Origin of the sequence: Halorubrum aidingense JCM 13560 (genome assembly GCF_000336995.1) — an archaeon.
Lineage (GTDB): Archaea > Halobacteriota > Halobacteria > Halobacteriales > Haloferacaceae > Halorubrum > Halorubrum aidingense.
This window is the reverse complement of the sequence record NZ_AOJI01000025.1, coordinates 17,252-40,299: the sequence shown is the minus strand read 5'-3', so window position 1 is coordinate 40,299 and position 23,048 is coordinate 17,252. Positions and strand designations below refer to the sequence as shown.

The window sequence follows — 23,048 nt, the reverse complement described above, 5'->3', positions numbered from 1 at the left end:
TAGCTTCAAAACCGCGCCGGCCGGATCCTCGGCCATGGCGCTCGAAAAGGACGTGGACTGTCCGTCGTGCGGAGAGGCTCAGTCGTTCTACCGGACCGCGGCGATGACGCTCCACCTCGGCGAGAAGACGAAGTGGCGCTGTCCCGAGTGCGGCTACGGCTACGTCGAGATCAACGGGATCAACACCCTCCCGGCCTGAGACGAGAGACCGCGACGCGATTCTGACGCTTCCCTTCGATCTGCGCGCTCCGACTCCCTTGAGCCGTCAGGCGCCGCCGATCACGTCGGCCGCCAGCGCCCCCACGCCGTCGATTTCGGCGCGGACCGTGTCGCCGGCAGTTATCACGCCGGCGCCGGGCGTCCCGGTCGAGATGAGATCGCCGGTCTCCAGCGTCATCACCCGTGAGTGGAACGAGACGAGCTCCTCGGGCGGGAACAGCATCCGATCGACCGTGTTCTCCGCGACGGTCACGCCGTTGATCACGGTCCGCACGGTCGTGCCGGCCAGCCGGTCGAGCGGCATCGGAGTCGACACCCACGGGCCGACGACGAGGAACGTGTCGTAGCTCTTCGCGCGGGTGAGAAACCGCGGGTTGCGCTGGAGGACGTCCTCGGCGGTCACGTCGATGACGGCGACGACCCCGGCGACGACCTCGCCGAACGCGTCCCGGTCGACGCCCTTGCACGTCCGTCCGATCACGACGCCGAGCTCCGCTTCCGCCGTGACCCGCGACGTCTCGTCGCTCGGAGGGAGTCGGATCGGGCCGCCGGGCGCGGTCAGCGCGGTCGCCGGCTGCATGAAACTCGCCGGCTCCGCCGGCCGGACGGCGTCGAGGTCATCGGCGTGGTCGGCGTAGTTGAGGCCGATCCCCCACAGCTTCCCCGGGTCGAACGGGGTCCCGAACGCGAGGTGCTCGGCGGGCGTCGGCGCGGCGGGCAGCGTCTCGACGGCCGGGAGCCCCCCCGCGCTGGCGGCCGCGCCGAGGGCGTCCGCGACCGAGTCGATCCCGGCCGACGCCAACGGGACGAACCCGTCTTCGCCGCCGAGCAGGGGGCGCCCGTCGACGGTCCGCGCGAGCCGGGCCGGGGTGGCGGACGACGGGTCTGACGGCCGGTCGGACGGCGGATCGACGTCCTCCATCACTCCTCGCGGTCCGTCCAGAAGTCGAAGCCGCGACCGGGCGCGAACACGTCGAGGCCGACTGCGCGCTCGTCGCCAGCGTTCTCGACCCGGTGTGACTCCCACGCCTCGAGGTGCACCGAGTCGTGCTCGCCGAGCACGACGGTCTCCGACTCGGTGTGAACGGTCAGTTCGCCCGCCAGACAGACGCACACCTGCTCGTTTTCGTGATCGTGCATCGGCGAGGAGTGGCCCGGCGGCTTCTCGAACCACTCGAAGGTGAATTTGTCGCTGCCCGCCAGCGACGCCCGCCGCCAGCCCTCGTCGGGTTCGTACGTCTCCGCCTCGTCGAATGGCACGTGGTCCATGGTCGGGCGACGAAAGGAGACGTGATATCGCTTGGGGTCGCGGCGGAGCCGGACGGGAAGCCGCCCCGGGCGACAGCCGACGTGCACCACCAGAACGGACGCCGCGCACCCGCCAGTCGCGGTCGGTCTACAGGTTCGCGTTGCCGGCGCCGCCGTCGATGACGATCGACTGCCCGTTGATGAACCCGGCCTTCGGCGAGGAGAGGAACGCGACGGTGTTGCCCAGTTCGATCGGGTCGCCGACGCGCCCGAGCGGGTTGCTCGCCCAGTCGGCGAGCCCCTCCTCGTAGGAGTCGTACTCGCCGCGCTCGATCGCCTGCTCGACCAGGTCCGTGATCCGGCTCGTCTCGTGGGGGCCGGGGAGGACGGCGTTCGCGCGCACGTCGGGCGCCAGCTCGCTCGAAAGCGTCTTTTCGAGGCCGATGACGCTCATCCGGACCGCGTTCGAGAGGACGAGCCCGTCGATCGCCTCCTTCACGGACCGCGAGGTGATGTTGACGATGGTTCCCCCGTCGCCCTCCTGTAGCGGCTCGGCGCACTTGCGGGTGAGCCGGACGACGCTCATCACGAGCAGCTCGTAGGCGTCGCGCCAGTCCTCGTCGTCGGTGTCGAGGAACGCGCCCGACGGCGGGCCGCCCGCCGAGGTGACGAGGTGGTCGAGCCGTCCGAACTCGTCGAGGGTCGTCTCCACGAGTTCGTCAAGGTCGGCCTCGACGGTGATGTCCCCGGGGACGGCGACGACACGAGCGTCGCCGGCCGCCTCGGCTTCCAGATCCGCTTTCGCCTCGGCGAGCGCGTCCTCGTCTCGGCCGTTGATTACCACGTTCGCCCCCTCGCGGACGAGCGCCTGTGCGGCCGCGAAGCCGAGACCGCTGCTCGATGCCGTCGTCAGCGCGACGTTCCCCTCGATGTCGAGATCCATACCGGCCGATCGGCCGGCCGCGGTATAACCGTTCGTGACGCGGCGGGCGTCGCCGCCGGGAGGCTCATTACCCCGCCGCCCGAGGCGGGCGGTATGCACGCGACTCGGGACACGAGCTGGGGCATGACGCGAGACCCGGGCAGGGAGGGGATCGCCCGTGGTGGGTGAAGCACGCGAGCCGACGGGCGACGCAGGGCCGCTCGACGGACTCACCGTCCTCGACGCCTCGCGGGTGCTCGTGGGACCGTTCTGCACGATGCAGCTCGGCGACCTCGGCGCCGACGTGATCAAGATCGAGCGACCGGACGTGGGCGATCAGACGCGGACGTGGCGCCCGCCGGCGTTCGGCGAGGGCGACGACGCCGAGAGCGCCTACTACGTCAGCGTGAACCGCAACAAGCGCTCCGTCGAGTTGAACCTGCAAGACGAGGCGGGCCGCGCGGTGTTCCGCGATCTCGCGCGCGAGGCCGACGTGCTCGTCGAGAACTTCCGCGTCGGCAAGATGGCCGAGTGGGGGCTCGACTACGGTGACCTCGTCGACGACAACCCCGGGCTGATCTACTGCGGCATCTCCGGGTACGGCGAGTGGGGCCCCGACCGCGACAAGCCCGCGTACGACATCATGATGCAGGCGCGCGGCGGGTTCATGTCGATCACGGGCATCGAGGACGGGCCGCCCGTCCGGATCGGCGTCGCGCTCGCGGACATCGGCGCGGGGATGTACGCGACCCAGGCGATCCTCGCGGCCCTGCTCGAACGCGAACTCGGCGACGGCGACGGCCAGAAGATCGACGTGAGCCTCCTCGACGGGCAGGCCGCGTGGACGAGCTACATGGCGACGAACTACTTCGCGAGCGGCGAGCCGCCCGGGCGGATGGGGAGCAAACACCCGAACATCGCCCCCTACCAGGCGTTCGAAACTCGGGACGGGTACGTCGTCGTCGCCTGCTCGTCGGACGCGTTCTGGCCGCGGCTCTGCGCGGCGCTCGACCGCCCGGACCTCGCGGCCGACGAGCGCTTCGAGACCAACGAGAAGCGGGTGCGCAATCGGGACGCGCTCGACCCCGTGCTCGACGCGGCGTTCGCCGAGCTGACGACCGAGGCGGCGCTCGACGCGCTCGACGCGCACGACGTGCCGGCGAGCCACGTCCGCGACATGGCGGAGCTGTTCGACGACCCGCAGATCCGCGAGCGCGGGATGGTCGCGGAGGTCGAACACCCGACCGCCGGGCCGATGCGGTTCCCGGCCTCGCCGATGCACTTCTCGCGCACCCCGACGACGGTCCGTCGACACCCGCCGTCGCTGGGCGAGCACACGGAGCCGGTCCTGCGCGCGTACGGGTACGGCGAGGGCGACATTGCAGAACTTAAAAAACGGGGGGCGATCCCGGATCGGTGACCGGCGGGCGCGGCGAGCGCAGCGAGCCGGCGTTCGATCGTCGGGCGGCGCGGTCAGACGGCGTCTCCTGCGATCAGTCGTCGTCGTCGCTCTCGGCGGTGATCGGGTCGTTCTCGTCTTCGGTGAAGCCGGCGGACTCCTCTTGGCGCTCGCGCGCCTCGGGGTCGAACTCGGCCTCGATATCCTGATACCGCGGGACGAACGAGAGCTCGTGGTGGCTCTCCGTCTCGTGGCCGATGTAGCGCTCCTCTAAGTCGAACTGGGCCGCTTCGTCGTTCTCCGCGATGTTCGCGAAGTCCTCGTAGGCGGCGTGCGCGCCGGAGTGGAGGCCGTACAGCGTGATGAAGATGTACTGATAGCCCAAGTCGCCGAGCTCTTCGAAGGTGAGCGGGTCCTCCTGGGCGCCCCACTCGAACGACGAGGAGTAGTTGAACGCCAGATCGAGGTCGGGGTGCGTCTCGTGGATCGTCTCGGCGTACTCGATCGCGTCCTCGCGGGACGGGTCGGGCATCTCGGGCCAGACGAGGTCGACGCCGGCGTCGGCGTAGATCCGACCGCGTTCGAGGTGCTCCTCCCAGTCGCCGTTGGCGGAGCCGTACGCGTCGGTCCGGGCGATGATGACCGTGTCCTCGGACTGCTTGGCGTCGACCGCGGCCTCGAACCGCGAGCGGGCCTGCTCGCGGGAGACTATCTGCTTGCCCGCGATGTGGCCGCAGCGCTTCGGCGAGGTCTGGTCCTCGATGTGAACCGCGGCGACGCCGGCCTTCTCGTACTCGCGGACCGCGCGACGGACGTTGTGGACGCCGCCGTAGCCGGTGTCGCAGTCGGCGATGACCGGGAGGTTCGTCGCCTCGACCATCCGCTTCGCGTTCTCGACCATCTCGCTCATCGTGACCATCTCCAGGTCGGGGAAGCCGAACTGGCCGAGGACGGTCGAGTAGCCGCTCATGTAGGCGGCGTCGAGCCCGGCCATCTCCGCGAGGCGGGCGTCGAGCGCGTGGTAGATGCCGGGCGCGAACGTGTAGTCCTGCTCGTCGAACAGCTCGCGGAGCTGCCGGCCGGCCGGGTTGTCGATATCTCTCGTGAAGACGTCGTCGTCGAGTTCGTTGGGATGCATGGGGATTACTCCGTGGTGTCGGTGGTGTCGTCGGTGGTGGTGTCGGCGGCGGTGCTGGCGGTGTCGTCGGAACTGGCGGTGCGGTCGTCGGTGGCGGCGACGCGACCGTCGCCGTCGGGAGAGCGCTCGGTCGCGCGCCGCGTGAACGTCGTCGGGTCGGGACGCGGGCCGGCGCCGGTCCCCGCCATGGGAACGGCGCTCATCGCGACCTCCCGTCGGCCCGCGAACGGCGGGTCGGACGCAGGTCGGGAACCAGCGGGGCGTCTCGCTCCTCGGCGGTCGGCGGCGGACTCGGCCGCCGGGTGCCGGTCGGGGCGGTCGTCGGAGTGTCGGTGCTATCGGTCCGATCGGTCCGGTCGGTCCGGTCGGTGTCCGCCGTCGGCAGCCGCGGCGTCGGAACGATCGGCGCCCCCGCTTCCTCGGTGATCGGCGTGCGGCCGGGGATCGATCGGGGAGAAGTGTCGTCGGTCGTGCGGTTCGTCGGATCGGTCGCGGGCGTCGTGTCGTTAGGTGTTGTCATCGGGTCGTGTGGGCGGTTGCGGCGGTCGTCTGGTGATCGGGCGGTCCGTGGGGCGTGCTGCGGCGTGTCCGTGTACGGATACTGTCATTGCACTCGGTACGTTCGGCGGGTGTATAATAAACATAATGATTGATAATGATAATATTCGTTAATGTGTTTTACCCCCTTAAATGATGAGTGGTGACAACCCACACACCTGGGCCGATCGCGGTCACGGTTCCGGCGAGCGGCGCCGACGTCTCCGCGGGTCCAGTAGCGTTCGCCACGCGCTCCGCCGCCCGGATCGATCTTTTATAGTCCGTTCCGGTGGATGGATGGGGTACTGTGAACGAGCGCGACGCGCTTCGGGCCCTCGCCGTCGATCTCCCGTACGCCGGCGACGACGCCGCCGTCGTCGGCGACACCGTCATCACGACGGACATGCTCCACGAGCGGACGGACTTCCCCGCGGGAACGACGCGGTACACCGCCGGGTGGCGCGCGGTCGGCGCGTCGCTCTCGGACGTGGCCGCGATGGGCGCCGAGGCGACCGCCGCAGTGGCCGTCTACGCCGACGCGTCGTTCGACGAGGGCGACCTCGACCGGTTCATCGCCGGCGCGGTCGACGTCTGCGCGGCCGTCGACGCCGAGTACGTCGGCGGCGACCTCGACACGCACGAGGAGTTCACGACCGCCTCGACCGCGATCGGATCGGTGACCGACGCGGGGGTCGTCGAGCGATCGGGCACGCGCCCCGGCGACGCGCTCTGTGTCACCGGCGAGTGGGGTCGGTCGGCCGCGGCGGTCCGACTATTTAAAAGGGGAGACGAGGCGTCTATCGAGCGCGCGAACGACCTCTTTCGGTTCACCCCTCGCGTCGCCGACGGGTGCGCGCTCGCCGGGACCGCGACCGCGATGATGGACTCCTCGGACGGCCTCGCGCGGTCGCTCCACCAGCTCGCGGAGGCCAGCGAGGTCGGGTTCGAACTGGACCGGGAGGCGGTTCCGGTGCATCCGGCGGTCGACGACGTGATCGGCGGGGCGGGTGAGGTCGGCGAGGTCGGTGGGGCGGGTGAGGTCGGCGGGGCGGGTGAGGTGGGTGGGGTCGGCGGGGCGGGTGAGGTCGACGGCGAGACCGACGAGCGGTTCGAGCTGGCAGCGCACTTCGGCGAGGACTTCGAACTCGTCTGTACGGTGCCGGACGAGGCGGTTGCGGACATCCGCCGGGCGTGTCCCGGCGGGCTGGTCCGGGTGGGCCGCGTCGTCGAGGCGGCGGCGGGCGTCACCGCCGACGGCGAGCCGCTCCCGGATCGCGGCTACACGCACGGCGACGGGTGAGCGGTCGCTGTTTATAACTCGGAGAGCGGCATCGTCGACGACTCTTTATAAGCAGTTGCTGGCGCGGCGCCCTCCGCTAACTCCCCGCCCGAACCGCAACCGCCCCGCACCTCACGCCTCCCCAGCCTCGGCGGACGGCTCGGCGCGGGCGGAGCCGCGCCGACCCGCCGCCTCCCTCGCGGGCTCCTCTCGGCCTATCGGCCGCTCGGAGGCGCGCCGCCGCTGTCCCGAAACCCACGCTTAAGACGCAGTCGTGCGCAGGGACCGTATGAACGTCGACCTCGGAAACGCACTGGAGACGACGCCGGGACTCACGGAAGAGACGCTGGAGCGGCTGGACTCGCGGGTCGAGGCCGCACACCACCGGATCGCGACCGGCATGGCGAACGACGAGTTCGGATACGCCGCGCTGAACCTGCCCGAGACGACCGACCCCGAGGCGATCCGCGCGGCGACCGATCGGTTCGATCGGCCGGAGGCGGTCCTCACGGTCGGCATCGGCGGGAGCGCGCTCGGCGCGGCGACGCTCGCGAACGCCCTGGAGAGCGACGTCGACGCCCACTTCCTCGACAACGTCGATCCGGACGCGGTCGACGCGCTGCTCGCCGACCTCCCGCTCGAAGACACCGTCGTCAACGTCGTCTCGAAGTCGGGGACCACGGCCGAGACGCTCGCGAACTTCCTCGTCGTCCGCGAGGCGATGGCCGACGCGGGCGTCGACTGGACCGAGCGCACCCTCGTCACGACGGGCCAAGCGGGGAACCTCCGCGCGCTCGCGGACGAGCACGACCTGCCCGCTATCGACGTCCCGGACGGGGTTCCCGGACGCTTCTCCGTCCTCTCGACGGTCGGGCTCGCGGTGCCGGCCCTGCAGGGCCACGACATCGAGGCCGTCCTCGCGGGCGGGCGCGACGGGATGGAGAGCCTGTCGGAGTCGCTGTTCGAGACGCCGGCGTACGCCTACGGCGCGGCGACGTACGCGCTCGCGGAGCGCGGCGCGCTCACCAACGCCGTCATGCCCTACGCGGAGTCGCTGGAGACGTTCGCGGAGTGGTTCGCCCAGCTGTGGGCCGAGAGCCTCGGCAAGGACGGGCTCGGCCAGACCCCGGCGCGGGCGCTCGGCGCGACCGACCAGCACTCCCAGCTCCAGCTGTACCGCGCGGGCCCGCCGGACAAGCTCGTCTCGCTGATCCGCCCGACGGAGCGCTCCGCGACCCCCATCCCCGAGACGGACCTCGACGGGCTGGCGTACCTCGGCGGGTCGTCGCTCGCGGACCTGCTCGACGCCGAGTTCGAGGCCACCGAGGCGAGCCTCGCGGCCGCCGGCGTCCCGAACCTCCGCGTCGAGATCGACCGCGTCGACGAGCGGAGCCTCGGCGAACTGCTGTACGCGATGGAGGCCGCCTGCGTGCTGTACGGCGAACTGGCGAGCGTCTCGACGTTCACCCAGCCGGCCGTCGAGTGGGGGAAGAAGGCGGCCCGCGGACTGCTCGGCGGCGGCGACTTCGAAGAGGCCGACGCCGTGGCGGACAAGCGCGAACTCCGGATCGACGGGTCGTGAAAATCCGAACGAACGCCGAACGGCTCCCGAACGACGTTCCGGCCCCGCACGACCGGTTCCGACGCGCCTCACGCGACCGGTTCCGACGCGCCTAACACGGCGTGCGTCCAACGGTCGGCAATGACGGACGACCTCCCGGTGCCGGTCGAGCGACTGATCCACGTGGTGAGCGCGGTGTTCGCGCTCGTGTTCGCGCTGGTGCTCGCCAGCCTGATCACGCAACTGGTCACGTCGCTCGCGCTGCAGGCCGGTATCGTCGCCGAGGACACGAACGCGTTCACGCTCCTCCAGACCGTCGTCAGCTTCGCGAGCTTTCTGCCCGGCGTGATCGGGTACCTCGTGATCACCGATCAACGGGGCCTCGTTTCGGTCTCGCGGCCGTCCCTGCGCGAGATCGGGCTCATCGCGGGCGCCGCGGTCATCCTCTACGGGCTCCAGATCGCGCTGTTGTTCACGCTCCGGGAGTTCGGGCTCCGAACCGGGCAGAACCCGGCGACGGTTGCCGCCGGCGACCCGGTCGCGTACTACGCGGCGATGATCGCCGTCTCGCTGCTGCTCGTCGGCCCGGCCGAAGAGCTGCTGCTCCGCGGCGTCGTTCAAGGCGGGCTCCGCCGGTCGTTCGACGCCGCGCCGGCGATCCTGATCGCGGCCGTCCTGTTCGGCGCGCTCCACGGGAGCGTCGACGGCACCCTCCCCGAACAGGTCGCGTACATGGGCGTGACAGTGATCCTCGGCGCAATTCTCGGGGTGCTCTACGAGCGGACGCAGAACGTGCTGGTGCCGGGATTCGCGCACGGGCTGTACAACGCGATCATCTTCGCGGGGCTCCTCTGGGGCGCCCTCTGATCGGGATCAGTCTCATCCGCGACGGCCGTCGCGGCGCCCGTCACAGCCGCGTTTTTCCCCACCGGAGGTCGTCGTAGGTCGACTGCTGGTCGCTGTCGAACCGCTCTTCGAACTTCCGTCGGAGCGCGGTCTTTTCCGTCGCCGCGATCCGCGCCAGCTCGTCGGCCTTCGCGACCGCCTCCGGCGGCCCGCGGGTCGTCGCCACGTCGGCGAGCACCTGTCGCGTGAGTCGATCGCGGGTGTCCCGGTCCCGGGTGAACGCGTACGGCGCCTCCAGCTTGTAGGTCACGTCGGTCCGCGGATCGTAGACGACCATGAACGTGGGCTCGTACAGCTCGGGGTCGAACTCGCGTTCGATCCCGAGCGCGTCGCGGTCGGCGGCCATCGTCTCGTCGGCGCCGCCCCGGCTGTGGAACCACGTGGTGAAGGTGAGTTCGTCGTCGACGCGGTCACCACGTCCGCGGCCGGCCGCGCGGTCGCCGTCGCCGCGACTCCGACCTCCCTCGCGCCGCTCCAACAGCTGCGTGAACAGCGCCGTGTCGTCGGGCCACGGCGACTCGAACCCCGCCCGGGAGAGCGCGCGCACGATGGTGCCGCTGGAGGGGTTCTTCACGAAGCCGGCCAGCGGCACGTCGCGCTCGACGAACCGCTCGACGAGGCGGACGTAGTTCTCGACGACGGCGCGGGGCTTCGCCTCGCGGGCGAGCGCGCCGAGCTCCGGGTTTCGGTCGTCCCACGTGAACAGCTCCTTCGGGTAGATGGGGCCGTCGAGCACGAGCAGGTCGTCGACGCGGTCGGCGTGGTCGAGCGCGTGGGTCCCCTCGGCGAGGTAGAGCGCGAGCGCGTGGACGACCCCCTCGGCGTACCGGTTCACCCGCGGGGCGTGAAGCACGCGCTGGCGGGTGTGGCCGTCGTCGCGCCGGCGCCACGCGCCGTCGAACGCCGCGGTGGAGTCGCCGGTGTGGACCGTCGCGACGATGGTGCGGTCGCGGTGGAGTCCCAGGTCCGTCGGCGCGCTCGCCATCGCGGCGTGCGCGACGTCGACGACGAGCCCGTTTTTAAACGTGGTCGGGTTGATCGTCCCCGAATCGAGCCCGTGGACCGTCTCGAACGGCCGGTCCGCCAGCGCGGCGTCGTCGACGGGCGCCCGCCGGCGCTCGTGGTCGCCGACGGGTTCGATCACGACGCGGCCGTCGCGGCGCAGTTCGGGGAGCCAGTCGCGCCACACCTGCGCCGCGAGGTCGTCGTGGTCGGTCGTGTCCACGTCGCCCGCGATGCCGTACGCGAGCTGTGCGATGTTCTCGACGTGGATCGGATCGAGCGTCACGGGCGTACTGCGGGCCGATGTGACTTAAAAGCGTTCGGCCGACGGCGCAGTGTGACTCAGAGATCGCGGTCCGGATCGGTGCGGGATCGAACGGTGAGAAATCGAACGATGCGGGATCGAACGAGGGGATCGAGAGGATCGAGAGGATAGAAACAATCGAGACAGTCGAGACAATCGGGAGGACCAACTCGGGAATCGCGCCGAACGCGATCGACCGTCTGTCGGCGAGAGAACACCGCTCGAAGTATCAGAACGTATATTCGGGGGTCAACCTTCTTCGTCGGAATCGTCGGAGACCACTCCATGACAGAGTCAGCGATCGGATCGACCGCCGCGGAACACGACTCCCGAGGGATCGGCGAGACGCTCCGGGAGATCGTCCGGTACATTCCCGACGGGACGTCGATGCCGGAGGCGATGTGGGCTGGGCGCCACCGGAACATCTTGCTTCTCGTCGTGATACAGGCGCCCCTCTTGTTGGGGCTCGGACTGTACGAGGGGACCGAATCCGCGCTCACGGGCGCGGAGATCCCGGCGACGCCGCCGTGGATGCTCGGCGGGTTCCTCGGAATGGTTCTCGGGAGCGCGGCGCTCGCGAACTGGTCCCGGCTCGGCCGCCGCCCGCGGACCGTGCTCGCGGCGTTCAGCGCGATGACGGTGTCGATGGCGCTGGTGAAGCTCTCGGGCGGGTACATCGAGGCGCACTTCCACTTTTTCGTGTTCGTCGCCGTCCTCGCGCTGTACGAAGACTGGCTCCCGTTCGCGGTCGGGATGGGATACGTCGCGATCGGTCACGGCGCGTTCAGCCTGATCGACTCCAGTCTCGTCTACAACCACCCGGCCGCGATCGCCAACCCGATCGTCTGGGGCGGGATCCACGCGGTGTTCATCACCGGCCTCGCACTGGCGCTTTTAGTCAACTGGTACTCCATCGAGAAGTCCCGGGAAGAGGCCCAACAGCAGCTCGAACGCGTCGCCGAACAGAAGGCGGCGATCCAAGACGTCGAGACGGCCAAAGCCGAGGTCGAGGAGCGCCGCGCGGAGGTCGAGCGGCTGAACCGGCGGCTCGAAACGACGGCGGACGACTACAGCGCGGCGATGGCGCGAGCGGCCGAGGGAGACCTCACCGTTCGGCTCGACGCCGACGACGAGAGCGAGGCGATGGCGCGGATCGGCGCCGCGTTCAACGAGATGCTGGACGACATCGAGTCGACGATGCGGGACGTCCAGTCGTTCTCCCGAGACGTGTCGACCGCGAGCACGGAGACGGTGGCGGGCGTTGACTCCGCCGAAGAGCTGAGCGAGGACGTGAGCCGGTCGATCGCGGAGATCGCCGGGGGAGCGGACGACCAACGGGAGATGCTCGAACGGGTGTCGAACGAGATGAACAACCTCTCGGCGACGATCGAAGAGGTCGCTTCCTCGACGGAGACGGTCGCCGACGCCGCCCGGCAGACGGCCGCGATCGCCGACGACGGCGAGGAGACGGCACGCGAGGCGATCGACAGCGTCCGAGAGTCGCGGGAGGCGATCGACGCGACCGCCGAGAAGGTCGAGATCCTCGACGACCGGATGGACGACATCGGCGAGATCGTCGGCCTCATCGGCGATATCGCCAAACAGACCAACCTGCTCGCGTTGAACGCCAACATCGAGGCCGCCCGCGCCGGCGGGGGGAGCGGGACGGGCGCGAGCGACGGGTTCGCCGTCGTCGCCGACGAGGTGAAACAGCTGGCCGAGGAGACGCAGGATGCGGCACAGGACATCGAGGAACTCATCGCCGGCACCCAGACGCAGACGGAGGCGACCGTCGCGGAGGTCCGCACCGCGGAGACGCACATGGAGACGGGTGCGGGGGCCGTCCGCGACGCCGCCGAGGCGTTCGCGCGCGTGGCCGGCAACGCCGGCGAGACCGACGACGGGATCCGCGAGATCAGCCAGGCGACCGACGACCAGGCCGCCAGCACCGAGGAGGCGGTGTCGATGGTCGAGGAGGTGGCGTCGATCAGCCGATCGACCGCCGACGAGACGGACGCGGCGGCCGCGGCCGCGGACGACCAGCTCTCGGCGATGTCGCAGGCGACGGCTGAGGCCGGATCGCTGTCCGATCGGGCCGAGCGGCTCCGGCGGCTCCTCCGGAAGTTCGAGGTCGGCGAGGGGTCGACCGACGGATCGTCCTCATCGACGGCTCGGACTGTCGCGATGGGCGACGGCGGGCGATCGGACTGAGGCAGAGCGGCGGGACCGGCGTCGCCGTCGTGGGCGCTTTTATACCGTATTTCCGATCGCCGCCTCGAACGCCGGGAGCACCCGCTTCACTTGCGCGCCGTCCTCGACGAACACGAGCGTCCGCGGCGGGCGGACCGCCTTCGGTCTGACGCGGAGCCCCGCCTCGGTCGCCGCGTCGGCGACGGCGTCGGGCGCGCTGACGAACTCGACGCGGACGCGGTCCGGCTGGACGTACACCTCGGCGACGAGGTCGGCGTCCGCGCTCTCGACGCCCTCGTCGTCCTCCTCGACCTCGACGCGCCCGTCCACGCCCTCGATTCCGTCGTCGTCCCCGCCCGTCCGAACCACGGCGTACGCGAGCGCGCCGTCGGGCGTCGGATCGACGTCGGGGTCGGCGTCGGCGAGCGAGAGGCCGCGGAGCCGCCCCTCGTTGCCCGTGATCTCGGAGGCGAGGAGCTGGCCGATCCGGACGCCGTCGGTCAGCCGATCGGCGGTCATCGGTCGGCCTCCGCGGGCTCGTCCGCAGCGTGTCCGTCCGCCGCCAGCGACTCTCGAACGTCGGCCGCGAGGTGATCGATCGCGGCGCCGTGCTCCTTCGCGTAGAGGACCGCGGCCGCCTCGATGGTGATCGCGAGCGCGCGCTGCCGCTCGTTGATCCCGGCGACCGCCGCTTGCTTTTCGACGCCCGCGGCGACGATGGCGTCGAGGGCCGTCTCGAAGGTCGACTGCTCGCGGAGCACGTCCTCGTCGGGCGTGAACCCCTCGGGGACGATCACGTCGTCGGGGTCGAAACGCGCGATCAGGTCGCCGTCCTCCTCGGCGACCAGCCCGCGGCCGACGGCGACGTCGACGAGGCGCTTCGCTTGGTCCGGCGAGAACCAGCCGCGGTCGAGCGACAGGGCGACGACGAACTCGCCCTCGCCCAGCCGCTCTTTCGCGCGCTGTTTGAACGGGACGGCGACGGCGACCTCCAGACTCATGTTCGATCGGCGGGGCGTCGACGGCGGTAAACCTACCGGACCGCGAGCCGCCCGCGGTGGGGCCGACCGTCCGGCGGGGCGGACAACCGTTATGTCGCGTCAGCGTGACGCCGTACGCATGCAAACCCGCCCGCTCGGCGACACCGGACACGACAGCAGCGTCATGACGTTCGGCGCGATCGCGCTCAACTGGCTCGAACAGGAGGGCGCGAATCAGCTGGTCGAACACGTCCTCGACTACGGCGTCAACCACTTCGACGTGGCCCCGGAGTACGGCGACGCGGAGCTGAAGCTCGGGCCGAAGCTCCGACAACACCGCGAGGAGATCTTCCTCGGCTGTAAGACCCAAGAGCGAACCTACGAGGGCGCGTGGCGCAAGCTCGACCGCTCGCTGAACCGACTCGGCGTCGACTCGATCGATCTGTACCAGGTGCACGGGCTCGAGTACGACGAGGAGCTGGACGCGATCACGGGCGACGACGGCGCGCTCGCGGCGTTTCGCGAGGCCAAAGAGCAGGGGCTGATCGACCACATCGGACTGACGAGCCACGGCGACCCGGACCTCATCCTCGACGCGCTCGACCGCATCGACGACCTCGAAACGGTGATGTTCCCGCTGAACCCCGTCGTCGCCGGCAAGGACGACGACGAGTACGACTACGAGGCGGTCCTCGCCCGCGCCGAGGAACAAAACGTCGGCACGCTGGGGATCAAGGCGTTCGCCGCCGGCTCGTGGCCGTCGACCGACGAACTCTCCGAGGCGGACCGTCCGTTCGCGAACTGGTACCGACCGGTCACCGCGCCCGACGAGATCCGCGAGCGGTTCGACTTCGCCGCCGCACGGGGGCTCACCAGCGTCATCAGCGCCGGCGATCCGAAGCTCGTCACCATGATCCTCGAAGCCGCCGCCGACTACGACGGGATGGACGAGGCCGCCCAGCGGTCCCTGATCGAGCGGGTTCGCCACGACGACAGTCCGGTTCCCGAACAGCTGCACCACTGAGCGGAGCGGATGGACGTTCCGCACACGGTCACGACCGCGCTCGACGATCGGTCGGTGGCGGGGAAGCGCTGTCTGGAGGCCGGCGCGGGCGTCGGCAACGCGACCGCCGGACTGCTCGCGAACGGCGCCGATCGAGTGTACGCCGTGACCAACGACCGAGACCACGCGCGGACGACGCGGCGGCGCGTCGCCGAGGCCGGGGTCGGCGTCGACGACGGCGGTGACCGCAATGACGACACCGGCGACCGACTGACGGTGCTGGAGGCGGACCTCCGAGCGGTCCCGCTCCCCGACGGCTCCGTCGACGTGATCACCGCGCACGGCTTGTGCAACGTCCTCGACCCCGCGGCGCTGTCGGCGGTCGCCGAGGAGTTCTCGCGGGTCGCGGCCCCGGGCGCGCAACTCGTCGTGGACGACTACGACCCGCCGCCCGACGACGCCGCGATCGGCGAGCTGTTCGCCGTCGAGAACGCCGCGTCGGAGCTGGCCCGCGGCCGCCCGGCGCTCACCTTCTACCCGGCCGCGTTCCTGCGACGGTTCTTCGTGGGGCACGGCTGGGAGTTCGAACGGGAGCGGACGCTTTTAGAGCCGGTGCCCTGGACCGAGAGCCACGTCTCCGCGCACGTCGAGCGAGCGGCGTCCACGGCCGCCAAGTGTCCCGACGAACCGGGCGACGCGCTGGCGGCGACCGCCCGCCGCCTCAAAAGCGAGATCGAATCGGAGTCGGTCGGCCGGATGTACGGGCTCGCGTTCCGGCTCCCGGACTGAACGGCTTAAAAACCGGTAGGCCGCGTCGTCTGCACACCTCAACCACACCTTAGTCGGCCNNCGCTCAGAGATGTGTATAAGAGACAGGCGTCACGTTCAGCGAGTAGCCGGTCGCGGCCATCGCGAACAGCACGAGGGGCGACAGGAACGCGAACAGGTAGTACGGCGCGTACTCCAGCGTCGGGACGCCGGTGACGCCCGTCATGTAGACGGCGCCGGCGTGCCACGGGAACAGCGCGCCGGTCGGCGTCCCGGCGGCCTCGACCGCCCGAGAGAGCTGGTCGGTGTCGAGGCCGAACTCGTCGTAGGTGTTCCGGAGGGTGACGCTCGGCAGCACGATGCTCATGTACTGCTGGGCGGTGAGCGCGTTGATGACGATCGCCGAGACGCCCGTGCCGGCGACGAGGGCGCCGGGGCTGCGGACCGAAGACGTGAACGCGTGCGCGATGACCGCGAGGACGCCGGTGCGCTCCAAGATTCCGCCGAGCGAGAGCGCGGCGACGACGACCGTGATCGTCCACGCCGAGCCGGTGAGCCCGCCCGTCGCGAGCAGTTCGTTGACGAGGTCGGAGCCAGACTCGGGAGCGGTCCCGTACATGAACGTGTCCCACGCGGCGGCGAAGCCGGAGCCCTGCACGAGGATCGTCGTGAGCACGCCGGCGAAGACCCCGGCGACGAGCGTCGGGAGGGGGGCGTACCCGCGCAGCGCGAGCCCGAAGGTGACCGCGAGCGGGACGAACGCGAGCAGCGTGATCGCGTACGTCTCGCCGAGGGCGCCCTGGATGTCGGCGATCCGGCCCGCGGGGATACTACCGTTCGCGCGGAGCCCGAGCGCGAGGAAGCCGAGGACGGCGAGTCCGAACGCGGCGACCGTCCCGGCCCGCATCCGCCGGATGTGCGCGTACAGGTCGGTGTTGGTGACGCCGGCGGCGAGGTTCGTGGTGTCCGAGAGCGGCGACTGCTTGTCGCCCGCGTACGCCCCGGAGAGAACGGCGCCGACGGTCATCGGCGCCGGGACGCCGAGGCCCGCGCCGATGCCGACGAAGGCGACGCCGAGGGTCCCGACCGTGGTCCACGACGAGCCGATGGCGAACGCGACGACGGCCGCGACGACGGCGGCCGCCGGGAGGAACGTCCTCGGCGAGAGGATCTCGAGGCCGTAGTACATGAGCCCCGGGATGGTTCCCGCGCTGACCCACGTCGCGATCAGCCCGTAGATGGTGAAGATGATGAGCAGCGCCTGCAGCCCCATCACGAGCCCGTTCGCGATGCCGTCGAAGAGCGTCTCCCAGTCGTAGCCGAGCCAGAGGCCGAAGGCGCCGACGAAGGCGATGCTCCACAGCAGCGGGGCGTGCGGGTCGAGTCCCAGTACGGCCGAGCCGATGCCCAGGAACGCCACGACCGCGAGGATCGGAACCAGCGCCGCCGCGAGGCTCGGGCGGCGGTCCGGGTCGAGGTCGTCGAACGTCGTGGGCGTGAATGAGTTCGTCACGACCGGGCATATTCCTTTGAGACATAAATATAGCTCGGAATATGCACGGAGAAGATAACGATCGTTCATCTGCGTCGGCGCCCGACGACGGAGGCGGACGCGTCGGGCCGTGTGCCGCACTGACGCGGGAGTCGCCGAACGGACGGTCTTATACCCCTCGGCGGCGAAGTCCGGGCAACATGATATTTGAGGGCCTCCCGACGACCCCCCGATCGGAGGAACTCGTCGACAAGGCGTTCTCGCGGGCGGCGCGCGCGGGGCGCGCCAAGCACGGGCACGATGCGCAGGAGTCGATGCTGCGGACGGCCGGCAACGTACTCTCGGACAACCTGGAGAACGTCGTCGTCTCGTGGCCGGACTTCGGCTTCGACGTCGAGCCGTTTTACTACGAGCTCGCCGACGCCATCGTCGACGTCGACCGCCTCCGGCAGGCGCTCTCGCAGGTGATGTGGGCCAGCCGCCAGATCGAGGATCTCCGGGACGAGTACACGACGAAGATCCGCAACTCCGACGTGGACACCGCGCGGAAACACCGGAAGCAGGCGTTCGCGCGCATGGCCGACGTGATGGACCAGATCGAAGACGACCTCCGGTACATCGGCGACTCGCGGGACCAACTGAAGGTGCTCCCCGACATCCGGCCCGACGAGCCCGCCATCGTGATCGCCGGCTACCCGAACGTCGGCAAGTCCTCGTTCGTCAACCGCGTCACCCGCGCCTCCAACGAGATCGCCGAGTACCCGTTCACGACGAAGGGCGTCCAGATCGGCCACTTCGAGCGGAACCACGTCCGCTACCAGATCGTCGACACCCCCGGGCTCCTCGACCGGCCGGCCGACGAGCGCAACAGCATCGAGCGGCAGGCGGTCAGCGCCTTAGAACATCTCGCCGACGTCGTCGTCTTCATGCTCGACCCCTCCGGCGACTGCGGCTACCCGCTCGAGGTCCAACTCGAACTCCGCGAGGAGGTCCGCGAGCTGTTCGGCGACGCGGTGCCGTTCCTCACGGTGGCGAACAAACACGACCGCTTCGAGGCGGTCCGCGCGGAGTCCGTCGACGCGACGATGAGCGTCACCAACGACGAGAACGTCGAACAGGTCCTCGACATGGCCGTCGAGGCCGCCGCGTTCGACCCCGGTCTCCCGACGCGCGGCGGCGACGAGTGAGCGCGTCGGCGCCCCGCTGAGCGCCCCGACGCCCCGTTATCCCGTTATCTACAGCCGTCCCGCTCCCGCTCCGTTACTTCTCGTCGACGTGACGTACTTCGCTGGCGACGCCGCGCGTCGAGTCGACCATCTCCGGGCCGGACATCTGCGCGCGGCCGATCGCGAACGCGCTCGGCCCCTCGATGACGACCTCGTCGCCGACGCGGATATCGTCGTCCGCGTCGACGACGCCCGGCGCGAGCACCGAGCCGTGCGGGACGAACGCGTCGATCTCGACCCGCTTCGTCGGCGCGTCGCTCTCGACCCAGTGGCGGGCGCCCTCGATGGTAAACGACAGGGTGCCGTACTGCGGCACCATCGTCGCGAGCTGCTCACCGGGCTCGCCCTCGCGGCCGGCGTCGGGGTCGTCCGCCCAGACCTGCAGCTTCGGGTACCGACCGGTGGTGCGGACGTCGGCCTCGCCCGGCCCGCCGAACAGGTCGTCGCCCGCGCCGTCGCCGAGCAGGTAATCCGCGATCGCCCGAACGGTGTTGTGCTCGCGCTCGCGCTTGCTGTAGGCGGGCTCGCCCTGCAGGGCGGCGTTCAGCTCCCCGAGCGACTCGTCGGTCGTCGGGTGGTCGACGCAGGTGTACTCGAACGGGACGTCGATCGCGGGGTCCGCCTCGACGCGCTCGCAGATCTCGCGGTAGCCGTCCTCGGGGACGTGCGCGATTACCCGCGAGTAGTCGTTCCGCTCCAAGTACCGCCGGAGCACCTCCGCGACGAACCCGATCTCGTCTTCGCTCCAGTCGCCCGTGACGACCGCGTCGTAGTGCTGTGCCGGGTACGTCGTCTCTAACTCCTGGGGCACGACGCCGATCGGCGAGGTCATCGAGACGGTGTGGCCGCGCCACTGGATCGCGTCGTGGAACTGGCGGTGGCTCTGTGAGTCGCTGTATGGCTTCGTCGCCGAACAGGGCACCAACACGAGCGGCTGGTCGGTGAACCGGTTCGTGTACCGGCTCGTCACCCGGTCGGCGAACCGCTGGATCTCGACGCGGTCGAGCGTCTCCGCGGTCGCGGCCGTCACCTCGGCGTCGCGCATCAGCGGCGTCCGCTCCTCGACGTACGCCCACTGGTCGTCGAACTCGCGGAACGCGGCGGTGAGCCACTGCTCGTGGCGCGTCTGCCCTTCGATGTAGTCGCGGAGCCGCCCCGACCGAATCCGCTCGCGGACCCGTCGAAGCTCGGCGCGCAGCGCGTTCACGTTGTGCTCGGCGCAGTCGGCGCGGGTGAACTCGTCGCGGGGCTGCGCGCAGGCCGGACAGGCGCACGGCAGCTCGTCGAGGTCCTCCAGGAAGTGCTCAGCGTCGGCGGTGAGGTACATGCCCTGGGTCCCCTTCGTCCGCGCGAGCGTCGCGTCCACGAGATCGACGCCGGCGTACGCGAGGAGCGCGACGTTCAGCGGCGTGGCGACGCCCGAGAGGACCAACGCGGTGTCGGCCGGCAGGGCCGCCTTCGCCGACACGATCGCGTCGCGGAACGCCTCGCCGTGGCCGACGAAGCCCTGCGCGTCCGAGAGCACGTACGCGTCGACGCCGGCGTCGCGGGCGCCCGCGCTGTCGACGACGGCCGCCGCCGGGAAGTCGACGTCCGGGTGGTCGACCGCGAACGACTCGCGGACCTCCTCGCGGGTTCCGGCGGGGAACGAGCGGTGCGGCAGCACGGTGAGCGAGTCCTCGTCGCCGTCCGGCACCGTCCGGTCGCCGGCCCAGAGGCTTCCTGCGTCCTCGAGAAACGGGTCCGCGAGCGCCGGCGTCGTCACGGGGTCGGCGAGCCGGAGCTCCCCGAGCCGCGCGGCGCCGTCGCGCTCGTGAACCTCGAAGTAGTCGGTCATACCACCTCTCGCGGGGGGACGGTCAATTCTCTTGTGTTCCGTGACCGTCGCGGGGCCGAAGACCGATCGCGGTGTGGAACCCGCCGATCGAACCGCGCGGTCTCGGGCGAACCGTTAGGGGCTTCGCGGTCCAACGGTCCCCATGAAGATCACCGGGCCGTGGGACCGCGACCGCGTCGACGAGTTCTTGGCCGACGCGCGGATCCCCGTCCGGCTCGGCTGTCGCACGCCGGCCGACGCCCCGTGGATCGTGTCGCTGTGGTTCTCGTGGGACGGCGCGGTCCACTGCGCGACGAGCGCGAGCGCCGACCTCGTCGACTTCCTCGCGCACGACGACCACGTCTCCTTCGAGGTGTCGACGAACGACCCGCCGTATAAAGGGGTCAGGGGCCGCGGTCACGCAACCGTCTCGCCCGACGAGGACGCGGAACTGCTCCGGTCGCTGCTGGAACGCTACCTCGGCGGCGTCGACAACGAGGTCGGCGAGCGACTCTTGCGCCCCGACCGCGAGGAAGTTCACGTCCGGATCGACCCCGAGCGCCTCCACACGTGGGACTACTCGGCGCGGATGCCGTCGCAGTCGACGCACCGGTAGGGACCCGACCGATCGCGACGCACAGCCTTACCGCCCGAGCGACCGCAGATTTTCGGTCTCGACGCCGTCCGGGACCCGTTCGAGCGCCGCGTCCGCCCAGTCGTCGTGCCCGAGCGTGATCGCCGTCTCCGGGTTCGCCGCGGCGAGGCTCGCGACGCCCTCCGCGGCCGCGGTCTGTGCCGACTCGTCGACGCGCTCCGGCACCTCCGCGGTGAGCGGGTACGTCTCGGAGAGCGCCCGCGGGAACGGGCCGAAGGGAGGTTTAACGCGCCACACCGCGCCGTAATCGTGCGTCGAGGGGGCGTTCGACTCGGTGAGCAGGAGCCGATCGGGGACGGCCAGCCGGGCGAGTCGCTCGTGGTGCCGTCGGACCTCGGGTCGCTTCGCCGACTCGTGGGAGGTGTAGAAGAACGCGTCCTTCGAGACCGGGTCCGTCCGCTCCAACTCGTCGGCGTGATCGAGCAGCGCCCGGTACCCGTCGAGCATCGCCGGGTGGCCGCGGGCGCGCCGGTCGACCAGATCGAGGAGCGTCCCCGACCGGATCGCGGCTTTGACCCGGCGGAGCTCCTCGAAGGTGACGTGGAGGTTGTGCTCGGCGAGCAACTGCTCGGCGGACTTCTCGGAAGTGCCGCTGCCGTCCATCTCTCGGAGTTCGGCGGGCGTGTGTTCCGCACAGACCGGACACGAGCAGGGGAAGTACTCCATCTCCGCGAGGTGTTCGGTGCCGGCCACCGTGAGGTAGCGCCCGTCGCGCGCCATCAGCGCGTAGGCCGCCGAGTCGAACAGGTCACAGCCGGCCGCGACGGCGAGCGCGAGCATCATCGGGTGGCCCGCGCCGAACAGGTGGACCGGCGCGTCGGGAGCGAGGCCGCGCTTCGCCGCCCGCACCGCCTCGACGACCTCGGCGTAGCGGTACGCGTTGAGCAGCGGGACCATCGCGCCGACGGGGAACACGTCCAGATCGGTCGCGCTCGCGTGGCGGCCCGCCTCCTCGCGGAGGTCGGGGAACGTCGAGCCCTGCACGGGCGCGTTGACCAGCATCCCGCCGGTCTCGGCCGCTTCGGCGTCGGCGAGCGCCCGCTTCGTCGTCTCCAGTTCCCGCTCGGCGCGCTCGCGGTCGACGTCGGGCGGTGTCGGCACGTCGACGGGGGTCGCCACGTCGCTCCCGATCCGTCGCTGGAACTCGATGATCTCCTCGGTGGTCACGTCGATGTCGCCGTACTCGGCGAGCTGAAAGGAGCCGGAGTCGGTCATGATCGCGCCGTCGAACCCGAGGAAGTCGTGGAGCCCCTCCTCCAGCACCCGATCCCGGATCCGGTCGGTGCTCCGGATGATGTAGGAGTTGGTGATCAGCATCTCCGCGCCGAACTCCTCGGCGAGCCGTCGAGGCTCGATCGTGAGGACGTTGGGGTTGACCACGGGCAGGAGCGCCGGCGTCTCGACGGTCACGCCGGCACGGGGGACCTCCAGCCGGCCGATCCGGCCGGCGGCGTCGTGGTCCCGGATTTCGAAGTGATCGCGCATACCCGGACTGCGGGGACGCGGGCGGTAAGGGTTGCGTTCGGGGGTGACGGCCCACCGCGCCGATCGACGGGTCGTCACCGGCCCACCGGCGGCTCACAGCCCGGTCGGATGGCTCACGTACGTCGTCTCCAACCCCCACTCCTCCGACAGCGACTGCAGCGACCGAACGCCGAACGTCTCCGTCGCGTAGTGACCCGCGAGAAACACCGTCAGTCCGGACTCCCGCGCGTCGTGGTAGACCTGCTGTTTCCCCTCGCCGGTGATCAGCGCGTCGGCGCCGGCCGCGACCGCCTCGTCGACCCAGTCGGCGCCGGAGCCGGTGACGACCGCGACGCGCTCGATCCGCTCAGGACCGAATTCAAACACCCGCGTCGGAGCGTCCGCGCCTTCGGCGTGGCCCTCGAACCCGTCGAGCGTCTCGCGGATCGCGTCGGCCGCGAGCGGGGCCGTCGTCTCTCCGATCGCCCCGATCGTGACCGGTCCGATCTCACCGAACGGCTCCCGATCGACGAGGCCGATCGCGTCGGCGACGCCCGCCGCGTTGCCGAGCTCCGCGTGGCCGTCGAGCGGGAGGTGCGAGACGTACAGCGCGACGTCGTGCTCGACGAGCGCCGCGAGCCGATCGTAGGTCCGTCCCGTGACGCGGTCGATCCCGCCCCACGAAATCCCGTGGTGGACGACGAGCACGTCCGCGCCCGCCTCCGCCGCGGCCTCGATGGTCGCCGTCGCGGCGTCGACCGCGAAGGCGACGCGCTCGACCGTTTCCGCCTCCGATCCGACCTGCAACCCGTTCGCGCTGGCGTCGACGTCGGCGTACGCGGCCGTGTCGAGCTCGGCGTCGAGTCGATGAACGTACTCGGACAGATCCATGCGGCGCGGTACGAGCGTCCGCGAGTAAAAGACCGCGGACCGCGGCTT

Annotated in this window: 23 protein-coding genes; 10 read left to right on the top strand and 13 right to left on the bottom strand. The window is 70.5% G+C overall.

What is annotated here, in order from left to right; all coding sequences use genetic code 11:
- Nucleotides 1-34 precede the first annotated feature (34 nt).
- Nucleotides 35-199 (top strand): DUF7838 family putative zinc beta-ribbon protein, encoded by a 165-nt coding sequence (locus C461_RS15835; protein ID WP_008000789.1) that lies wholly within the window; start codon nt 35-37, stop codon nt 197-199.
- A gap of 66 nt (nt 200-265) precedes the next feature.
- Here the strand turns inward: C461_RS15835 and C461_RS09760 are convergent, their stop codons facing one another.
- From C461_RS09760 to C461_RS09750, 3 genes are all read right to left on the bottom strand, one after another.
- Entirely contained in the window at nt 266-1,141 is an 876-nt protein-coding gene (locus C461_RS09760) for a fumarylacetoacetate hydrolase family protein (RefSeq protein WP_008000788.1), read from the bottom strand.
- On the bottom strand, nt 1,141-1,488 hold the full coding sequence (locus C461_RS09755; protein WP_008000787.1) for a cupin domain-containing protein: 348 nt from the start codon (nt 1,486-1,488) through the stop codon (nt 1,141-1,143). The genes C461_RS09760 and C461_RS09755 overlap by 1 nt, the downstream gene beginning before the upstream one ends.
- 127 nt (nt 1,489-1,615) lie before the next feature.
- Nucleotides 1,616-2,410 (bottom strand): SDR family oxidoreductase, encoded by a 795-nt coding sequence (locus tag C461_RS09750; protein ID WP_008000786.1) that lies wholly within the window; start codon nt 2,408-2,410, stop codon nt 1,616-1,618.
- A 157-nt stretch (nt 2,411-2,567) separates the two neighbouring features.
- Between C461_RS09750 and C461_RS09745 the strand changes: the two genes are divergently transcribed.
- Complete coding sequence (locus tag C461_RS09745) at nt 2,568-3,809, top strand: CaiB/BaiF CoA transferase family protein (RefSeq protein WP_049906515.1); 1,242 nt, start codon at nt 2,568-2,570, stop codon at nt 3,807-3,809.
- Nucleotides 3,810-3,882: 73 nt separating this feature from the next.
- On the opposite strand, the gene aceA is transcribed toward C461_RS09745, so the two are convergent.
- The 3 genes from aceA to C461_RS09730 are packed head-to-tail and all read right to left on the bottom strand — an operon-like array spanning nt 3,883 to nt 5,446.
- Complete coding sequence (gene aceA, locus C461_RS09740) at nt 3,883-4,926, bottom strand: isocitrate lyase (RefSeq protein WP_008000784.1); 1,044 nt, start codon at nt 4,924-4,926, stop codon at nt 3,883-3,885.
- A gap of 5 nt (nt 4,927-4,931) precedes the next feature.
- On the bottom strand, nt 4,932-5,129 hold the full coding sequence (locus C461_RS09735) for a hypothetical protein (protein ID WP_008000783.1): 198 nt from the start codon (nt 5,127-5,129) through the stop codon (nt 4,932-4,934).
- Nucleotides 5,126-5,446: a hypothetical protein gene (locus C461_RS09730; protein ID WP_008000782.1), complete on the bottom strand. Its 321-nt coding sequence runs from the start codon at nt 5,444-5,446 to the stop codon at nt 5,126-5,128. The genes C461_RS09735 and C461_RS09730 overlap by 4 nt, the downstream gene beginning before the upstream one ends.
- A 324-nt stretch (nt 5,447-5,770) precedes the next feature.
- On the opposite strand from C461_RS09730, the gene thiL reads away from it, so the two are divergent.
- The 3 genes from thiL to C461_RS09715 all read left to right on the top strand — a co-directional run bounded on the left by thiL (nt 5,771) and on the right by C461_RS09715 (nt 9,170).
- Nucleotides 5,771-6,763 carry a thiamine-phosphate kinase gene (gene thiL / locus C461_RS09725; RefSeq protein ID WP_008000781.1) on the top strand — a complete coding sequence of 331 codons (993 nt, stop codon included), beginning with the start codon at nt 5,771-5,773 and terminating at the stop codon, nt 6,761-6,763.
- Between the two features lie 268 nt (nt 6,764-7,031).
- Nucleotides 7,032-8,324, top strand: coding sequence for a hypothetical protein (locus C461_RS09720; RefSeq protein ID WP_008000780.1), 1,293 nt, complete (start codon nt 7,032-7,034; stop codon nt 8,322-8,324).
- 120 nt (nt 8,325-8,444) lie between these two features.
- Nucleotides 8,445-9,170: a CPBP family intramembrane glutamic endopeptidase gene (locus C461_RS09715; RefSeq protein WP_008000779.1), complete on the top strand. Its 726-nt coding sequence runs from the start codon at nt 8,445-8,447 to the stop codon at nt 9,168-9,170.
- Nucleotides 9,171-9,210: 40 nt separating this feature from the next.
- On the opposite strand, the gene C461_RS09710 is transcribed toward C461_RS09715, so the two are convergent.
- Nucleotides 9,211-10,497 carry a DNA double-strand break repair nuclease NurA gene (locus C461_RS09710; protein ID WP_008000777.1) on the bottom strand — a complete coding sequence of 429 codons (1,287 nt, stop codon included), beginning with the start codon at nt 10,495-10,497 and terminating at the stop codon, nt 9,211-9,213.
- 303 nt (nt 10,498-10,800) lie between these two features.
- On the opposite strand from C461_RS09710, the gene C461_RS09705 reads away from it, so the two are divergent.
- Nucleotides 10,801-12,726 (top strand): methyl-accepting chemotaxis protein, encoded by a 1,926-nt coding sequence (locus C461_RS09705; protein ID WP_008000775.1) that lies wholly within the window; start codon nt 10,801-10,803, stop codon nt 12,724-12,726.
- A 39-nt stretch (nt 12,727-12,765) separates the two neighbouring features.
- Here the strand turns inward: C461_RS09705 and C461_RS09700 are convergent, their stop codons facing one another.
- Both C461_RS09700 and C461_RS09695 read right to left on the bottom strand, forming a co-directional pair.
- Complete coding sequence (locus C461_RS09700; protein ID WP_008000774.1) at nt 12,766-13,224, bottom strand: hypothetical protein; 459 nt, start codon at nt 13,222-13,224, stop codon at nt 12,766-12,768.
- A complete protein-coding gene (locus C461_RS09695; RefSeq protein ID WP_008000772.1) occupies nt 13,221-13,706 on the bottom strand; it encodes a DUF2240 family protein in 486 nt (161 codons plus the stop codon). The genes C461_RS09700 and C461_RS09695 overlap by 4 nt, the downstream gene beginning before the upstream one ends.
- 118 nt (nt 13,707-13,824) lie before the next feature.
- Here C461_RS09695 and C461_RS09690 point away from each other — a divergent pair, with 118 nt between their 5' ends.
- Nucleotides 13,825-14,709 (top strand): aldo/keto reductase, encoded by an 885-nt coding sequence (locus C461_RS09690; RefSeq protein WP_008000770.1) that lies wholly within the window; start codon nt 13,825-13,827, stop codon nt 14,707-14,709.
- Between the two features lie 9 nt (nt 14,710-14,718).
- Nucleotides 14,719-15,477 carry a class I SAM-dependent methyltransferase gene (locus tag C461_RS09685; protein WP_008000768.1) on the top strand — a complete coding sequence of 253 codons (759 nt, stop codon included), beginning with the start codon at nt 14,719-14,721 and terminating at the stop codon, nt 15,475-15,477.
- Nucleotides 15,478-15,541: 64 nt separating this feature from the next.
- Here C461_RS09685 and arcD read toward each other — a convergent pair whose 3' ends face one another.
- Complete coding sequence (gene arcD, locus C461_RS09680) at nt 15,542-16,969, bottom strand: arginine/ornithine antiporter ArcD (protein ID WP_008000766.1); 1,428 nt, start codon at nt 16,967-16,969, stop codon at nt 15,542-15,544.
- A gap of 179 nt (nt 16,970-17,148) precedes the next feature.
- On the opposite strand from arcD, the gene C461_RS09675 reads away from it, so the two are divergent.
- Nucleotides 17,149-18,135 carry an NOG1 family protein gene (locus tag C461_RS09675; RefSeq protein ID WP_008000764.1) on the top strand — a complete coding sequence of 329 codons (987 nt, stop codon included), beginning with the start codon at nt 17,149-17,151 and terminating at the stop codon, nt 18,133-18,135.
- Nucleotides 18,136-18,208: 73 nt separating this feature from the next.
- On the opposite strand, the gene arcS is transcribed toward C461_RS09675, so the two are convergent.
- Nucleotides 18,209-20,011 carry an archaeosine synthase subunit alpha gene (arcS, locus tag C461_RS09670; protein ID WP_008000762.1) on the bottom strand — a complete coding sequence of 601 codons (1,803 nt, stop codon included), beginning with the start codon at nt 20,009-20,011 and terminating at the stop codon, nt 18,209-18,211.
- A 142-nt stretch (nt 20,012-20,153) separates the two neighbouring features.
- On the opposite strand from arcS, the gene C461_RS09665 reads away from it, so the two are divergent.
- Nucleotides 20,154-20,606, top strand: coding sequence for a pyridoxamine 5'-phosphate oxidase family protein (locus tag C461_RS09665; RefSeq protein ID WP_008000760.1), 453 nt, complete (start codon nt 20,154-20,156; stop codon nt 20,604-20,606).
- A gap of 27 nt (nt 20,607-20,633) precedes the next feature.
- On the opposite strand, the gene tgtA is transcribed toward C461_RS09665, so the two are convergent.
- Both tgtA and C461_RS09655 read right to left on the bottom strand, forming a co-directional pair.
- Nucleotides 20,634-22,130 (bottom strand): tRNA guanosine(15) transglycosylase TgtA, encoded by a 1,497-nt coding sequence (tgtA, locus tag C461_RS09660; protein WP_008000759.1) that lies wholly within the window; start codon nt 22,128-22,130, stop codon nt 20,634-20,636.
- A gap of 93 nt (nt 22,131-22,223) precedes the next feature.
- A complete protein-coding gene (locus tag C461_RS09655; RefSeq protein WP_008000756.1) occupies nt 22,224-23,000 on the bottom strand; it encodes a Nif3-like dinuclear metal center hexameric protein in 777 nt (258 codons plus the stop codon).
- Nucleotides 23,001-23,048 lie beyond the last annotated feature (48 nt).

Bases quoted from the DNA above. Each gene is read 5' to 3' on its own strand.
- C461_RS09655 (WP_008000756.1), bottom strand. From the start codon at position 23,000: ATGGATCTGTCCGAGTACGTTCATCGACTCGACGCCGAGCTCGACACG.
- C461_RS15835 (WP_008000789.1), top strand. From the start codon at position 35: ATGGCGCTCGAAAAGGACGTGGACTGTCCGTCGTGCGGAGAGGCTCAG.
- C461_RS09705 (WP_008000775.1), top strand. From the start codon at position 10,801: ATGACAGAGTCAGCGATCGGATCGACCGCCGCGGAACACGACTCCCGA.
- C461_RS09665 (WP_008000760.1), top strand. From the start codon at position 20,154: ATGAAGATCACCGGGCCGTGGGACCGCGACCGCGTCGACGAGTTCTTG.
- C461_RS09700 (WP_008000774.1), bottom strand. From the start codon at position 13,224: ATGACCGCCGATCGGCTGACCGACGGCGTCCGGATCGGCCAGCTCCTC.
- aceA (WP_008000784.1), bottom strand. From the start codon at position 4,926: ATGCATCCCAACGAACTCGACGACGACGTCTTCACGAGAGATATCGAC.
- C461_RS09675 (WP_008000764.1), top strand. From the start codon at position 17,149: ATGATATTTGAGGGCCTCCCGACGACCCCCCGATCGGAGGAACTCGTC.
- C461_RS09730 (WP_008000782.1), bottom strand. From the start codon at position 5,446: ATGACAACACCTAACGACACGACGCCCGCGACCGATCCGACGAACCGC.
- C461_RS09735 (WP_008000783.1), bottom strand. From the start codon at position 5,129: ATGAGCGCCGTTCCCATGGCGGGGACCGGCGCCGGCCCGCGTCCCGAC.
- C461_RS09755 (WP_008000787.1), bottom strand. From the start codon at position 1,488: ATGGACCACGTGCCATTCGACGAGGCGGAGACGTACGAACCCGACGAG.
- C461_RS09690 (WP_008000770.1), top strand. From the start codon at position 13,825: ATGCAAACCCGCCCGCTCGGCGACACCGGACACGACAGCAGCGTCATG.
- C461_RS09715 (WP_008000779.1), top strand. From the start codon at position 8,445: ATGACGGACGACCTCCCGGTGCCGGTCGAGCGACTGATCCACGTGGTG.
- arcS (WP_008000762.1), bottom strand. From the start codon at position 20,011: ATGACCGACTACTTCGAGGTTCACGAGCGCGACGGCGCCGCGCGGCTC.
- C461_RS09695 (WP_008000772.1), bottom strand. From the start codon at position 13,706: ATGAGTCTGGAGGTCGCCGTCGCCGTCCCGTTCAAACAGCGCGCGAAA.
- C461_RS09685 (WP_008000768.1), top strand. From the start codon at position 14,719: ATGGACGTTCCGCACACGGTCACGACCGCGCTCGACGATCGGTCGGTG.
- tgtA (WP_008000759.1), bottom strand. From the start codon at position 22,130: ATGCGCGATCACTTCGAAATCCGGGACCACGACGCCGCCGGCCGGATC.
- C461_RS09760 (WP_008000788.1), bottom strand. From the start codon at position 1,141: ATGGAGGACGTCGATCCGCCGTCCGACCGGCCGTCAGACCCGTCGTCC.
- C461_RS09750 (WP_008000786.1), bottom strand. From the start codon at position 2,410: ATGGATCTCGACATCGAGGGGAACGTCGCGCTGACGACGGCATCGAGC.
- C461_RS09720 (WP_008000780.1), top strand. From the start codon at position 7,032: ATGAACGTCGACCTCGGAAACGCACTGGAGACGACGCCGGGACTCACG.